Origin of the sequence: Mizugakiibacter sediminis (assembly GCF_000953855.2) — a bacterium.
GTDB classification, from domain to species: Bacteria; Pseudomonadota; Gammaproteobacteria; order Xanthomonadales; family Rhodanobacteraceae; genus Mizugakiibacter; species Mizugakiibacter sediminis.
In genome coordinates, this window is record NZ_DF970175.1 from 1 (window position 1) to 13,469 (window position 13,469).

The following is a 13,469-nucleotide window of genomic DNA, read 5'->3' on the forward strand; positions in this document are numbered from 1 at the left end:
CGCGGCGAACCGCGCGCGGACGCCGAGGCGCGCGCTTGGCTGGCGGCGCCGGATGCCGCGCGCCTGGACGCCGACCTCGCCTGGCTGGCCGCGCCGGGCCATCGCCTGCTGCGCTGCACCGACGCCGACTTCCCGCCGCAGCTCGCCGAGACGCCGCAGGCGCCGGCCGCGCTGTTCGTCGCCGGCGACGCCGCGCTGCTGCTGCGTCCGCAGGTGGCGATCGTCGGCGCGCGCAGCGCCGATGCCGCCGGTCTCGCCACCGCGAAGAGCTTCGCCCGCGTGCTGGCCGCGGCCGGCTTCGTCGTCACCAGCGGCCTCGCCGAGGGCATCGACGGCGCCGCCCACGCGGCCGCGCTGGACGCCGGCGGCACCACCGTCGCGGTGATGGGCACCGGCCCGGACCTGGTCTACCCGCGCGCCCACCGCGAACTGGCCGCGCGCATCGCCGCCGCCGGCGCGCTGGTCAGCGAGTTCCCGCCCGGCACCACCGCGCGCCCGGAGTTCTTTCCGCGCCGCAACCGGCTGATCGCCGGGCTGGCGCTGGGCACGCTGGTGGTGCAGGCCAGCCTGCGCTCGGGCTCGCTGATCACCGCGCGGCTGGCCAGCGAGCAGGGCCGCGAGGTGTTCGCCGTGCCGGGCTCGATCCACAACCCGCTGGCGCGCGGCTGCCACCGGCTGATCCGCGAGGGCGCCAAGCTGGTCGAGACGGCGGAGGAAGTGGTCGAGGAGCTGGCGCCGCTGGCGCGCAGCCTCGGCCTGGCCCTGGCGGCGCGCCTCGAGGCGGACGCGGCGGCCGCCCCGCGGCAAGCCGCGCCGGCCACCGGCGGCTGGCGCGACGATCCCGACTACCGCCGCCTGCTGGACGCCCTGGGCCACGATCCGGCGGCGCTGGACGAGCTGGCCGCGCGCACCGGCCTGGCGCCGGCCGCGCTGTCGTCCATGTTGTTGATGCTGGAGCTGGAAGGAGTCGTCGCCGGCCTGCCCGGCGGCCGCTACCAGCGCCTGCCGGAGGGCGGTCGCGCTTGACAGCGCAATCGGCCCTGTGGTCCCACTAGACGCACGCGAGGCGGGTGCCGCCCGCTTACGGATCCCTCATGGCGAAAAACCTGCTCATCGTCGAGTCGCCGGCCAAGGCGAAGACGATCAACAAGTATCTCGGCAAGGACTTCCAGGTGCTGGCGTCCTACGGCCACGTGCGCGATCTGGTGCCGAAGGAGGGGGCGGTCGACCCCGCGCGCGGCTTCGCCATGAACTACGAGCTGATCGACAAGAACGTCAAGCACGTCGAGGCGATCGCCCGGGCGGCGCGCGCGGCGGACGCGATCTACCTCGCCACCGACCTCGACCGCGAGGGCGAGGCGATCTCCTGGCACATCACCGAGATCCTCAAGCAGCGCGGCCTGCTCGACGGCAAGCAGGTGCACCGGGTGGTGTTCAGCGAGATCACGCCGCGCGCCATCCAGGAGGCGGTGGCGCATCCGCGCCGGCTCTCGCACGACCTGGTCGACGCCCAGCAGGCGCGCCGCGCGCTCGACTACCTGGTCGGCTTCAACCTCTCGCCGGTGTTGTGGCGCAAGGTGCAGCGCGGGCTGTCGGCCGGCCGCGTGCAGTCGCCGGCGCTGCGCATGATCGTCGAGCGCGAGGAAGAAATCGAGGCGTTCAGGCCGCGCGAGTACTGGACGGTCGAGGCCGAGCTGGCGCACCCGGACGGCGCCTTCCGCGCCAAGCTGACGCGCCTCGCCGGCAAGAAGTTCGAGCAGTTCGACCTCACCAACGCCCGCGACGCGCACGCCGCGCGCGAGGCGCTGCTGCGCGCCGCGCAGGGCCGGCTGGTGGTCGCCGAGATCGGCAGCAAGGAACGCAAGCGCCGCCCGGCGCCGCCGTTCACCACCTCGACGCTGCAGCAGGAAGCCGCGCGCAAGCTCGGCTTCTCCACCAGCCGCACCATGCGCATCGCCCAAGGCTTGTACGAGGGCGTGACGCTGGGCGCGGAAGGCTCGGTCGGCCTGATCACCTACATGCGCACCGACGCCACCGCGCTGTCCGGCGAGGCGGTGGCCGAGCTGCGCCAGCTGATCGCGCGCGACTTCGGCCCCAAGGCCCTGCCCGAACATCCGCAGGTCTACAAGACCAAGTCGAAGAACGCGCAGGAGGCGCACGAGGCGATCCGCCCGACCTCGGCGCTGCGCACGCCGGCCAGCGTCGCCGCCTTCCTCAACGAGGAGCAGCGCAAGCTGTACGAGCTGATCTGGAAGCGCACGGTGGCCTGCCAGATGCAGGCGGCGACGCTGAACACCGTCGCCGTCGACTTCGCCTGCGGCGCCGACAACGGCTTCCGCGCCACCGGCACCACCGTGGTCGACCCCGGCTTCCTCGCCGTCTACGAGGAAGGCCGCGACCAGAAGAGCGAGGACGACGACGAACAGCGCCGCCTGCCGCGCATGGCCAAGGGCGAGGCGGTGCCGCTGGCGGCGATCCACGCCGACCAGCATTTCACCGAGCCGCCGCCGCGCTACTCCGAGGCCAGCCTGGTCAAGGCGCTGGAGGAGTACGACATCGGCCGCCCGTCCACCTACGCCAGCATCATCCAGGTGCTGCTGAACCGCGAGTACGTCACCCTCGACAACCGCCGCTTCCGTCCCACCGACGTCGGCCGCGCGGTCAGCAAGTTCCTCAGCGGCCACTTCACCCGCTACGTCGACTACGACTTCACCGCGAAGCTCGAGGACGAACTCGACGCGGTCAGCCGCGGCGAGGAGGAATGGGTGCCGCTGCTGCAGCGCTTCTGGCAGCCGTTCAAGGCGCTGGTCGAGGAGAAGATCGAGACCGTCGACCGCGGCGAGGCCACCGGCGCGCGCGAGCTCGGCGTCGACCCGAAGAGCGGCAAGCCGGTGTCGGTGCGCCTCGGCCGCTACGGGCCGTATGCGCAGATCGGCAGCAAGGACGATACCGACAAGCCGCAGTACGCCTCGCTGCGCGCCGGCCAGAGCATGCACACGATCACGCTGGAGGAGGCGCTGGAGCTGTTCAAGCTGCCGCGCGTGCTGGGCGCCGCGCCGGACGGCGAGAACGTCAGCGCCGGCATCGGCCGCTTCGGGCCGTTCGTCAGGCAGGGCGACACCTACGCCTCGCTGGGCGCCGAGGACGATCCGCACACCGTCACCCTGGAGCGCGCGCTGGAACTGCTGCGCGCCAAGCGCGAGGCGATCGCCAACCGCGTGATCAAGGATTTCGGCAACGGCGTGCAGGTGCTGAACGGCCGCTACGGCCCGTACATCACCGACGGCGAGAAGAACGCGCGCATTCCCAAGGATCGCGAGCCGGCCTCGCTGAGCGCCGAGGAATGCGTCGCCCTGCTGGCCGCCGCGCCGGCGCGTCCCAAGCGCTTCGCCAGGAAGGGCGCGGCCAAGCCCGCCGGCGAGGATGCCGCCGCATCGCGCAAGGCGGCGAAGAAAGCCGCGCCGGCGAAGAAGGCGGCCGCGAAGAAAACCGCGACCGGGAAGGCCCCGGCGAAGAAAGCCGCCGCGAAGAAGGCGCCGGCCCGGCGCACGGCGGCGGCCCGGCCGGCCGAGTAGACCATGCGCCGCTACCGCGCCACCGAGGTCGATGCGGCCGCCGCGTTCCTGCGCGGGGGCGGCGTGCTGGCCTATCCGACCGAGGCGGTCTACGGCCTCGGCTGCGATCCCGACAATCGCGAGGCGTTCGCGCGCCTGTTCGCGCTGAAGCGGCGGCCGCCCACGCAGGGCGTGCTGCTGATCGCCGCCGACTTCGAACAGGTGCGACCGTGGATCGGCGAGGCCCCCGCCGCGGCGCTGCAGCGCGCGCGCGCTACCTGGCCGGGCCCGCACACCTGGGTGTTCCCGCGCTCGGCGCGGGTGCCGGACTGGGTGGCCGGCGCGCACGCGGGCATCGCGCTGCGCGTCACCGCGCACCCGCTGGCCGCCGCGTTGTGCCGCGCCTTCGGCGGACCGATCGTCTCCACCAGCGCCAACCGCCACGGCGAGCCGCCGACGATCACGGCGGACGCGGTGCAGGCGGCCCTGGGCGAGGAGCTGGAAGCCGTGCTGGACGGCCCCGTGGGCGGGCTGGATCGCCCCACCCCCATCCGCGACGCCCTGACGGACGCTATCATCCGCGCTTAGGGGAGGGTCAGGTGTCCGTCGTCTTCGAATCGCAGCGCCCGGATGCAGCCGCGGGCACGCTGCCCTTGCTGGATGCCCGCGATCCGCAGCGCGTCTTCGCGTGGCGCGTGAGCCGCGCCGTCAGCGTCGCGCGGTTCCTCGCCGAGGCGCGCGCGCTGGCCGCGCAACTGCCGCACGCGCAGCACGCGGTCAATCTGTGCGAGGACCGCTACGCCTTCCTGCTGGCCTTCTGCGCGGTGGCGCTGCGCGGCCAGACCAACCTGCTGCCGCCCTCGCGCGCGCCGCAGGCGGTGGACGAGGTGCGCGCCGCGCACCCCGGCTGCTATACCCTCGGCGAACAGGCGTTGGAACAGGCGCCGCCCGGCTACCTGCAGTTCGCGCTGCCGCAGGTGAGCGCGCCCGAGCTGTGCGACGTGCCGCTGCTGCCGGCGGGGCAGGTGATCGCGGTCGGCTACACCTCCGGCTCCACCGGCGCGCCCAAGCCGAACCCGAAGACGCTCGGCGGCTTCCACCTCAGCACCGCGCGCAACCTCGCCGTCGTCGCCGCCGCCGCCGGCGGCCCCTGCCACGTGGTCGCCACCGTGCCGCCGCAGCACATGTACGGCATGGAACTCTCGGTGCTGCTGCCGATGCTGGGCGAAGTGGCCGTGCACGCCGGACGGCCGTTCTTTCCCGCCGACGTGGCGCATGCGCTGGCCGAGATCCCGGCGCCGCGCGTGCTGGTGACCACGCCCGTGCACCTGCGCGCGCTGGTCGCCGCCGCGCCCGCGCTGCCGCCGCTGGCGGCGATCGTCTCCGCCACCGCGCCGCTGCCGGCGGAACTGGCGCGCGAGGCCGAGGCGCGCTTCGGCGCCGCCGTGGTCGAGGTGTTCGGCTCCACCGAGACCTGCGTGATCGCCCACCGCCGCAGCGCGCACGAGGACGACTGGACGCTCTATCCCGGCGTCGCGCTGCATCCGCAGCCGGACGGCACGCTGGTGGAGGCGCCGCACCTGGCGCAGCCGGTGGCGCTGGCCGACGTGGTCGAGCTGCCGGCGCCGGGCCGCTTCCGCCTGTGCGGGCGCAACACCGACCTGCTGGAGATCGCCGGCAAGCGCGCCTCGCTGGGCGACCTGACGCGGCGCCTGCTGGCGATCCCCGGCGTCGAGGACGGCGTGGTGTTCCAGCTCGACGAGGCCGACGCCGCCGGCGTGCGCCGCATCGCCGCGCTGGCGGTGGCGCCCACGCGCTCCGAAGCCGAGATCCTCGCCGCGCTGCGCCGCGCGGTCGATCCGGTGTTCCTGCCGCGTCCGCTGAAGCGCGTCGCCGCCCTGCCGCGCAACGACACCGGCAAGCTGCCGCGCGCCGCGCTGCTGGCGCTGCTCGGCCGCGACGGTTGAGCCGCGCGACGGCGGGCTGAAGCCCACCCTGCCCGGGACTCGGCAGCAGGAACGCAGCCGCGGTCGCTGTGCCGACCCGCTACAATGCGCGCCCCCGCGGCGCGACGAAGGGTGCACGGCATGAAAGTCCTGGTGATCGGTTCCGGCGGGCGCGAGCACGCGCTGGCGTGGCGCATCAAGCAGTCGCCGCGCGTCGGCGAGGTGATCGTCGCGCCGGGCAACGCCGGCACCGCGCGCGAGCCGGGGCTGCGCAACGCCGACGTCGCCGTCACCGATCTCGACGGCCTGCTGGCGCTGGCGCAGCGCGAGGGCATCGCGTTGACCGTGGTCGGCCCCGAAGTGCCGCTGGTCGCCGGCGTGGTCGACCGCTTCCGCGCCGCCGGCCTGCGCTGCTTCGGCCCGCGCCGCATCGCCGCGCAGCTCGAAGGCTCGAAGGCCTTCGCCAAGGATTTCCTGCACCGCCACAACATCCCGACCGCGCGCTACGCGGTGTTCACCGACTTGAAGCCGGCGCTGGCCTACGTGCAGCAGCACGGCGCGCCGATCGTGATCAAGGCCGACGGCCTGGCCGCCGGCAAGGGCGTGGTGGTGGCGCTGACGCTCGACGACGCCGAGCAGGCGCTGCACGACATGCTCGGCGCCAAGGCGCTGGGCGACGCCTCCTCGCGCGTGGTGATCGAGGAGTTCCTCGACGGCGAGGAAGCCAGCTACATCGTCATGTGCGACGGCCGCCACGCGCTGCCGCTGGCCACCAGCCAGGACCACAAGCGCCGCGACGAGGGCGACCTCGGCCCCAACACCGGCGGCATGGGCGCCTACTCGCCGGCGCCGGTGGTGACGCCGGAAGTCGAGCGGCGCATCCTGCGCGAGGTGATCGAGCCGACGCTGGCCGGCATGGCCGCCGAGGGCGCGCCGTTCGTCGGCTTCCTCTACGCCGGCCTGATGATCGGCAAGGACGGCGCGCCGAAGGTGCTGGAGTTCAACGTGCGCTTCGGCGATCCGGAGACGCAGCCGATCATGCTGCGCCTGAAGTCCGACCTCACCGAGCTGATCGACGCCGCGCTGGACGGCCGCCTCGACCGGGTCCGCGCCGAATGGGATCCGCGCCCGGCGCTGGGCGTGGTGATCGCCGCCGGCGGCTATCCCGGCAAGGTGCGCGGCGGCGACGTCATCGACGGCCTCGACGCCGAGTTCGGCGCCGACGCGAAGGTGTTCCACGCCGGCACCAAACTGGACGAGCGGGGCCGCGTCGTCACCGCCGGCGGCCGCGTGCTGACCGTGTGCGCGCTGGGCGACGATCTCGCCGCCGCGCGCGCCCGCGCCTACGCCGCCGCCGAGCGCATCCGCTTCGCCGACGCCTTCTACCGCCGCGACATCGGCCACCGCGCGCTGCATCGCCGCCGCGATTGACGCGCGCGGCGCGCCCGTCTCGGCGGCGCGAGCCGCGCGCCCGCTCCGGCCACGTCCGCGCATCGCCGCTTTGCTAGGCTTGCGCGACAGGGAGGGGCCGATGAACCAGTTCACGCTGCTGCGCACGCGCCGCTTCGCGCCGTTCTTCGCCACCCAGGCGCTGGGCGCGTTCAACGACAACGCCTTCCGCTACGCCACCCTGCTGCTGGTGGCGTTCCAGATGGGGCTCTCCACGCAGCAGGTGAATCTGTATTCCAACCTCGGCCTGGCGCTGTTCATCCTGCCGTTCTTCCTGTTCTCGGCCAGCGCCGGTCAGCTCGCGGAGAAATTCGAGAAGACGCGGTTGATCCGCTACGTCAAGCTGTTCGAGATCGGCGCGATGGCGCTGGCCGCGGTGGGCTTCTACACGCATGGCGTGGCGCTGCTGCTCGCCGTGCTGTTCCTGATGGGCCTGCACTCGACGGTGTTCGGGCCGATCAAGTACGCGATCCTGCCGCAGGCGCTGCGTCAGGACGAGCTGATCGGCGGCAACGGCATGGTCGAGATGGGCACCTCGCTGGCGATCCTCACCGGGCAGATCGCCGGCGGCGCGGCGATCATGCAGCACCCGCGCGGCGAGCTGTACGCCTCGCTGCTGGTGCTGGCGGTGGCGCTCGGCGGCTGGCTGGCCAGCCGCGCGATCCCGCCGGCGCCGGCGACCGCGCCGGAACTGCGCTTCGATCCGAACCCGTGGCGGCAGACCGTGCAGGCGCTGCGCTTCGTGCGCAAGCGCTCGACGGTGTTCCACGCCGTGCTCGGCATCTCCTGGTTCTGGTTCTTCGGCGGCATCTTCACCGCGCAGCTGCCGAACTACACCAAGCTGCACCTCGGCGGCGACGAGTCGGTGTCGATCCTGGTGCTGACGCTGTTCTCGGTCGGCATCGGCATCGGCTCACTGCTGTGCGAGAAGCTGTCCGGGCGGCGCGTCGAGATCGGCCTGGTGCCGTTCGGCTCGATCGGCCTGACCGCGTTCGGCGTCGACCTGTTCTTCGCGCGCCCGGACGCGCCGCCGGCCTCCGGCCTCGACTGGCTGGCCTTCCTCGCCGCGCCGGGCAACCCGCGCGTGGCGCTCGACCTCGCGCTGATCGGCCTGTTCGCCGGCTTCTACATCGTGCCGCTGTTCGCGCTGGTGCAGGCGCGCACCGACAAGTCGGAACTGTCGCGCGTGATCGCCGGCAACAACGTGCTCAACGCGCTGTTCATCGTGGTGGCGGCGCTGTTCGGCCTCGGCATGCTGTCGCTGGGGGTGACGATCCCGCGCCTGTTCCTGATCGTCGCGCTGATGAACGCCGCGGTGGCGTTCTACATCTACGCGCTGACGCCCGAATTCCTGATGCGCTTCCTCACCTGGATCATCGTCAACACGCTGTACCGCATCCGCAGCGACGGCTTGGAGCGCATCCCCGAGGAAGGCCCGGCGCTGCTGGTGTGCAACCACGTCAGCTACATGGACGCGCTGATCATCATGGGCAGCGTGCGCCGGCCGGTGCGCTTCGTGATGTACTACAAGATCTTCGACGTCCCGCTGCTGCGCTTCATCTTCCGCACCGCGCGCGCGATCCCGATCGCCGGCGGCAAGGAGGACCCGCAGCTGCTGGCGCGCGCCTTCGCCGAGGTCGACGCCGCGCTGGCCGCAGGCGAGCTGGTCTGCGTGTTCCCCGAGGGCGGGCTGACGCGCGACGGCGAGATCGCGCCGTTCCGTCCGGGCGTGGAGAAGATGCTGGCGCGGCGGCCGGTGCCGGTGGTGCCGCTGGCGCTGCGCGGGCTGTGGGGCTCGATCTTCAGTCGCCGCGATTCGGCGCTGCGGCGCATGCGCCTGCCGCGGCGATTCTGGTCGCGGATCGCGCTGGCCGCCGGCATGCCGCTGCCGCCGACCAGCAGCGCGGCGCAGATGGAAAGCTCGGTGCGCGCGCTGCGCGGGGCGTGGGCGTAGCGGCTGTCGCGCTCAGGCGAACCAGCCGGCCAGCACGATCACCGCGACCACCGCCAGCCACACCACCAGCACGCGCAACAGCATGTGCCGCGCGTCCTCGAGTTCGCCCAGCGGATCGTGGGTGTCGTGCGCGTAGCCGTCGCCGGCGACCACGTCGGCGTCGACGCCGGCGCGCGCGATCGCGCCGAGGAAGCCGCTCTCGAATTCCCAGGGCGAGCGCCCCGGTTCGGCGTGCCAGGCGCGCCAGGCGCCCACCACCGCGTCGAAGTCGGCGGCCAGCGCCATCGCCAGCGCCATCAGATGCGCGGGGATCCAGTCCAGCACCGAAGCGGCGCGGCGGGCGAAGCCGCGGCCGGCCTCGTCCAGCGGCGCGTCGGAGCCGGCGGCGAGCCGAGTCAGGCGGTACAGCAGCGCGCCGGCCGGGCCGAGCACGAAGAACCAGAGCAGCACGCCGAAGCGCCGCTTCAGCGCCGACAGCACCGCCGCCTCGACCAGGCTGGGCGCGTCGAAGGCGAGCGGCGCGCCGGTCTCGTCGGCGCGCAGCGCCTGCGCGGCCGCCTCGCGCTGCGGCCGGTCGGGCGCGTGCAGCACGGCGTCGATGTCGCGCTCGAGCTCGCGCGGCCCCAGCGCGTACACCAGCACCAGCAGCGCGAAGGCGAGACCGCCGAGGCCGAACAGCACGTGTTGCAGGCCGAGCATCAGCAGCGCGCACAGCAGCACCGGCAGCAGCACCGCCAGCACCGCGCGCAACGGGCCGCGCACGCTTTCGAGGCGGCCCAGCCAGGCGCGGAACCATCCGTAGTCGCGATAGCGGGCGATGTCGGCGACGGCCGAAACCAGCACCAGGGCGAGCAGGGCGGCGACGAGCTTGGTGGCCATCACGGAGCCTTCGGCAGGGCGGTGGCCGCATTGTAGCCGCGCGGCGCGGCGGTCAGGACGGCAGCGCGGCCAGCTCGGCGGCGAGGTCGATGCCCTGGCCGGCCAGCCAGTGTTCGATCAGCCGGTACGACACCGAGATCGACGGCGACAGCCGCAGTTCGCCGGCGCGCAGCGCGGCGACGATCTCCGCCGCGGTGAACCAGCGCGCGTCCTCCAGCTCGCCGTCGGCGAGGCGGATGTCGCGCCGCGCCGCGGTGGCGGTGAAGCCGAGCATCAGCGAACCGGGGAACGGCCACGGCTGCGAGGAGTGGTAGTCGCAGTCGAGCACCTCGACGCCGGCCTCCTCGGCGACCTCGCGGCGCACCGCCTGCTCCAGCGTCTCGCCCGGCTCGACGAAGCCGGCCAGGGTGGAATAGCGCTTCTCCGGCCAGCCGGCCTGACGGCCGAGCAGGCAGGCGCCTTCGTGCTCGACGATCACGATCACCGCCGGATCGGTGCGCGGGAAATGCAGCGCGCCGCAACTGCCGCAGGCGGCGCGGTGGCCGGCGGCGATCAGCGCCAGCGGCGCGCCGCAGCGGCTGCAGTGCCGCGTCGCCGCCTGCCAGTGCGCCAGGCCCTTGGCGTAGGCGCACAGGCCGGCGGCCAGCGGATCGAGGCTCATGCCGAGCTCGCGCAGGCCGGCCCAACGCGCGTCCAGCGTCTGCGCCAGCGCGTCCGCCGTGCCGGCGGCGTCGAGGAAGAAGTAGTGCAGGCCGTCGGCGGCGCCGAGGAAGTGCGCGGCGGCGTCCGGCAGCAGGCGCGCGCGCTGCGCTGCGGTCAGCAGCGCCAGCCGCGTGCCGTCGCGCGCGGCGAGCATGCGCTGCTCGGCGTCGAGCAGCAGGAAACGGGCGTCGTCGGCGCCGGCGCGCGCGGCCAGCCAGGCTTCGTCGTCGCGGCGTTCGGCGAGGCGGTCCAGCGCGGCCGGCGCGGCCAGCGGGTTGCGGTGCGAGCGTGCGGCCGAACTCACACCGTGAAGGAGGAGCCGCAGCCGCAGGTGGTGCGCGCGTTCGGGTTGCGGATCACGAACTGCGCGCCGGACAGCGATTCGGTGTAGTCGATCTCGGCGCCGGTCAGGTACTGCAGCGACAGCGGATCGACCAGCAGGGTGACGCCGTCCTTGTCGATCGCGTAATCGTCGTCGGCGCGCTGCTCGTCGAAGGTGAAGCCGTACTGGAAGCCGGAGCAGCCGCCGCCGGTGATGTACACGCGCAGCTTCAGCGCGGCGTTGCCTTCCTCGGCGATCAGCTCGCGCACCTTGTGCGCGGCGGCATCGCTGAACCGCAGCACGGCTTTCGCTTCGCGGTAGTCGGGAACGGCGTTCATACGGACTCCAACGGCGCAGATCGGGTCGCCGGCGGCGCTTTCAAGCCTCGGCGGGAGACAGCGACGGCACTTCCTCCGGCCGCGGCAGCTGCCTGGGCGGTTCCGGCTGGTGCGCCATTTTGCCATTGACGCGGGCGCCCGCGGCCATTTCCAGCACGCGGTAGTGGACATCGCCCTCGATGCGCGCGCCCGCGGCCAGCTCCAGCCGCTCGCCGACGTGGATGTCGCCGCGCACCTCGCCGTTGATCACCGCGTTCGGCACGTCGATGCGGCCGACCACGGCGCCGTGCTCGCTGAGCGTGAACAGCGCGCCGCTGCCGGGCTCCGCCAGCACCGCGCCCTCGATGCGGCCCTCGAGGTGCAGCGCCCCGGCGAAATGCACGTCGCCCTGCACGGTGGTGCCCTTGGCGATCAGGCTGGTGGCCGCGGCGGCGACGTTCGACGATTTCTTGTTGCTGCTGAACATGGCACTACTCCCCAGGCGCGGGCGGTCGGTGTGGCTGCGGTCCGCGGCCCCCTTTCCGCGGCTTGCCGGTGCGCCGCCGCGGCGGCGCGGTCATTCGAGCTTCTCCTTCAGCGCGTCGTTCCAGGCGACGTCGCGCACCAGCGCGTCGCCGCCCTGCGGCTGCGCGGTGACGCGCAGCCGGTTCGGCACGAAGCCGGCGGGCACGATCAGCGTGCCGTTCACCTGCTGGAAATACTTGAAGGCGAACGGCAGGCCGTCCTTCTCCGTCGGCCCGCCCAGCGTCGCCCAGTCGATCAGCGTCAGGCGGTCGCCGCGCACGCCTTCCAGGGCGAGGGTGATGCGGCCGCGGCTCTCCTCGCCGCGCTTGGCGTTCTGCGTCAGCGTGACGGTGACGTTGTAGGCGTTCGAGGCGCCGACGCGGCGCAGGCGCACGTCCTGGATGGACAGGCCGGCGCGCTGCGCGTCGCCGCCGGTCAGGCGCGCGTAGAACGCCAGATCGGCGCGCAGGCCGGCGATCTCCTCCTCGCGCTCGGCCACGGTGCGCTTCAGCTCCTGCGCGGCGATGCGCGCCACCTGTTCGGAGCGGGTCAGCATCGCGACCTGCTGCTTCAGCGCCTCGTTCTCGGCGGCGGTCTGCCGCTCGCGCTTGTGCTCGGGCGAGGCGAGCGGCCCGCGGTCGCCCAGCCAGAACCCGGCCACCGCCGCCAGCAGCACGCAGCCCGCCCACGCCAGCGCCAGGCCGAGCAGGCGGCGGCGCTGGGCGGCCGGGTCGTGCGGGCGGACGACGAAACGGGGAGGTTCGACCGAACTCATGGCGGCAGGCGAGGGCGAAACCGGGTTATAGCGGCGCCTCGCGCGGGGGGTCAAGGAAATCGCCCACGCCGTGGCTATACTGCATTTTTCCTGCCGCGGGGCGCTGCCGATGCTGTGGTTGAAGGCCTTCCACGTGGTATTCGTGGTGACCTGGTTCGCCGGGCTGTTCTACCTGCCGCGCCTGTTCGTCTACCACGCCGAGGCGACCGAGGCGGTGGTGCGCGAACGCCTGAAGGTGATGGAACGGCGCCTGCTCGGGATCACCCACATCGGCGGCACGCTGGCCGTGCTGTCCGGACTCGCCACCCTCGGCGGGTGGCTGCTGCACGCGCCGGGCTACTTCGCCGCCAGCCACTGGCTGCACCTCAAGCTGCTGCTGGTGGCGCTGCTGATCGGCCACCACCTCTGGCTGGCGCGGCTGACGCGGCTGTTCGCGCGCGACGCCTGCGCCTGGTCCAGCCGGCGCCTGCGCGTGTTCAACGAGGCGCCGGCGCTGCTGCTGATCGCGATCGTCGTGCTGGCGGTGGTGAAGCCGTTCTGAGCGAGCCGGGACGGTCGCACGGGGCTTGCTATAGTGGCTGCGACACCGGAAGCCGTCATGTCCGAGCGTGAGGATCCCCAGCACGGGGAGGAGCTGCGCCAGTCCTTCCTGCGCTTCCTGCCGCAGCGCCTGAAGACGCTGCTGCGGCGCGCCCGCGGCCAGTGCCGCGACGGCTGGGACGTCAACGCGCTGCGCCTGCTGCACATCGAATTCGGCAGGCTCGCCGCCGCCTGCGGCCGCTACGGCCTGCTCGAACTGGGCGAGCGGCTGTACGCGCTGGAATCCGCGCTGGCGCCGTACGTCGACGCGATCGAACTGCCCGACGCCGCCGCCGCCGCGCGCATCGGCGAACTGCTCGACGGCCTGCGCCCCCACCTGGAGCAGGGTGCCGCCGCCGAGGAGACCGCGCAGGCGCGCACCGAGAACGGCTATCCGCTGCTGGAGATCCCCCCGCCCGGCTACTGGCGCCAACTCGGCGCGCCCGACCTGGCGGCGCGCCCGCCGG

The 13,469-nt window shown here is 73.3% G+C and carries 13 protein-coding genes; 8 read left to right on the plus strand and 5 right to left on the minus strand.

The genetic code is table 11. From position 1 onward, the window contains the following. From dprA to MBSD_RS05445, 6 genes are all read left to right on the plus strand, one after another. The coding region (gene dprA / locus MBSD_RS05420) for a DNA-processing protein DprA (RefSeq protein WP_062535810.1) at nucleotides 1-1,026 on the plus strand (1,026 nt) is incomplete at its 5' end. 68 nt (nucleotides 1,027-1,094) lie between these two features. Next, nucleotides 1,095-3,575, plus strand: a complete 2,481-nt coding sequence (locus tag MBSD_RS05425) for a DNA topoisomerase I (RefSeq protein WP_062535812.1) — start codon at nucleotides 1,095-1,097, stop codon at nucleotides 3,573-3,575. Nucleotides 3,576-3,578: 3 nt separating this feature from the next. Further along, nucleotides 3,579-4,142: an L-threonylcarbamoyladenylate synthase type 1 TsaC gene (tsaC, locus tag MBSD_RS05430; RefSeq protein WP_062535814.1), complete on the plus strand. Its 564-nt coding sequence runs from the start codon at nucleotides 3,579-3,581 to the stop codon at nucleotides 4,140-4,142. Between the two features lie 11 nt (nucleotides 4,143-4,153). After that, complete coding sequence (locus tag MBSD_RS05435; protein WP_082306499.1) at nucleotides 4,154-5,521, plus strand: AMP-binding protein; 1,368 nt, start codon at nucleotides 4,154-4,156, stop codon at nucleotides 5,519-5,521. 120 nt (nucleotides 5,522-5,641) lie between these two features. Next, nucleotides 5,642-6,931: a phosphoribosylamine--glycine ligase gene (purD, locus tag MBSD_RS05440; protein ID WP_062535816.1), complete on the plus strand. Its 1,290-nt coding sequence runs from the start codon at nucleotides 5,642-5,644 to the stop codon at nucleotides 6,929-6,931. A gap of 100 nt (nucleotides 6,932-7,031) precedes the next feature. Next, on the plus strand, nucleotides 7,032-8,903 hold the full coding sequence (locus MBSD_RS05445) for an MFS transporter (protein WP_062535818.1): 1,872 nt from the start codon (nucleotides 7,032-7,034) through the stop codon (nucleotides 8,901-8,903). Between the two features lie 12 nt (nucleotides 8,904-8,915). Here the strand turns inward: MBSD_RS05445 and MBSD_RS05450 are convergent, their stop codons facing one another. From MBSD_RS05450 to MBSD_RS05470, 5 genes are all read right to left on the minus strand, one after another. Beyond that, on the minus strand, nucleotides 8,916-9,782 hold the full coding sequence (locus MBSD_RS05450; RefSeq protein ID WP_062535820.1) for a hypothetical protein: 867 nt from the start codon (nucleotides 9,780-9,782) through the stop codon (nucleotides 8,916-8,918). Between the two features lie 52 nt (nucleotides 9,783-9,834). Beyond that, entirely contained in the window at nucleotides 9,835-10,788 is a 954-nt protein-coding gene (gene nudC / locus MBSD_RS05455; RefSeq protein ID WP_062535823.1) for an NAD(+) diphosphatase, read from the minus strand. Beyond that, the gene (gene erpA, locus MBSD_RS05460) at nucleotides 10,785-11,144 is read right to left on the minus strand and encodes an iron-sulfur cluster insertion protein ErpA (RefSeq protein ID WP_062535825.1); all 360 of its coding nucleotides are present in this window, start codon (nucleotides 11,142-11,144) and stop codon (nucleotides 10,785-10,787) included. Before erpA ends, nudC begins: the two co-directional genes overlap by 4 nt. 40 nt (nucleotides 11,145-11,184) lie before the next feature. Next, a complete protein-coding gene (locus MBSD_RS05465; RefSeq protein ID WP_062535826.1) occupies nucleotides 11,185-11,610 on the minus strand; it encodes a bactofilin family protein in 426 nt (141 codons plus the stop codon). Between the two features lie 90 nt (nucleotides 11,611-11,700). Then, complete coding sequence (locus tag MBSD_RS05470; RefSeq protein ID WP_062535827.1) at nucleotides 11,701-12,423, minus strand: DUF6776 family protein; 723 nt, start codon at nucleotides 12,421-12,423, stop codon at nucleotides 11,701-11,703. Between the two features lie 109 nt (nucleotides 12,424-12,532). Here MBSD_RS05470 and MBSD_RS05475 point away from each other — a divergent pair, with 109 nt between their 5' ends. Both MBSD_RS05475 and MBSD_RS05480 read left to right on the plus strand, forming a co-directional pair. Further along, the gene (locus tag MBSD_RS05475) at nucleotides 12,533-12,964 is read left to right on the plus strand and encodes a CopD family protein (RefSeq protein WP_062535829.1); all 432 of its coding nucleotides are present in this window, start codon (nucleotides 12,533-12,535) and stop codon (nucleotides 12,962-12,964) included. Nucleotides 12,965-13,021: 57 nt separating this feature from the next. Further along, nucleotides 13,022-13,469: hypothetical protein (locus MBSD_RS05480; RefSeq protein ID WP_148667813.1), on the plus strand; the 448-nt coding region annotated here is incomplete at its 3' end.

Coding starts and splice junctions, on each gene's coding strand:
- MBSD_RS05425 (WP_062535812.1), top strand. CDS start 1,095: ATGGCGAAAAACCTGCTCATCGTCGAGTCGCCGGCCAAGGCGAAGACG.
- tsaC (WP_062535814.1), top strand. CDS start 3,579: ATGCGCCGCTACCGCGCCACCGAGGTCGATGCGGCCGCCGCGTTCCTG.
- purD (WP_062535816.1), top strand. CDS start 5,642: ATGAAAGTCCTGGTGATCGGTTCCGGCGGGCGCGAGCACGCGCTGGCG.
- MBSD_RS05445 (WP_062535818.1), top strand. CDS start 7,032: ATGAACCAGTTCACGCTGCTGCGCACGCGCCGCTTCGCGCCGTTCTTC.
- MBSD_RS05450 (WP_062535820.1), bottom strand. CDS start 9,782: ATGGCCACCAAGCTCGTCGCCGCCCTGCTCGCCCTGGTGCTGGTTTCG.
- erpA (WP_062535825.1), bottom strand. CDS start 11,144: ATGAACGCCGTTCCCGACTACCGCGAAGCGAAAGCCGTGCTGCGGTTC.
- MBSD_RS05465 (WP_062535826.1), bottom strand. CDS start 11,610: ATGTTCAGCAGCAACAAGAAATCGTCGAACGTCGCCGCCGCGGCCACC.
- MBSD_RS05470 (WP_062535827.1), bottom strand. CDS start 12,423: ATGAGTTCGGTCGAACCTCCCCGTTTCGTCGTCCGCCCGCACGACCCG.
- MBSD_RS05475 (WP_062535829.1), top strand. CDS start 12,533: ATGCTGTGGTTGAAGGCCTTCCACGTGGTATTCGTGGTGACCTGGTTC.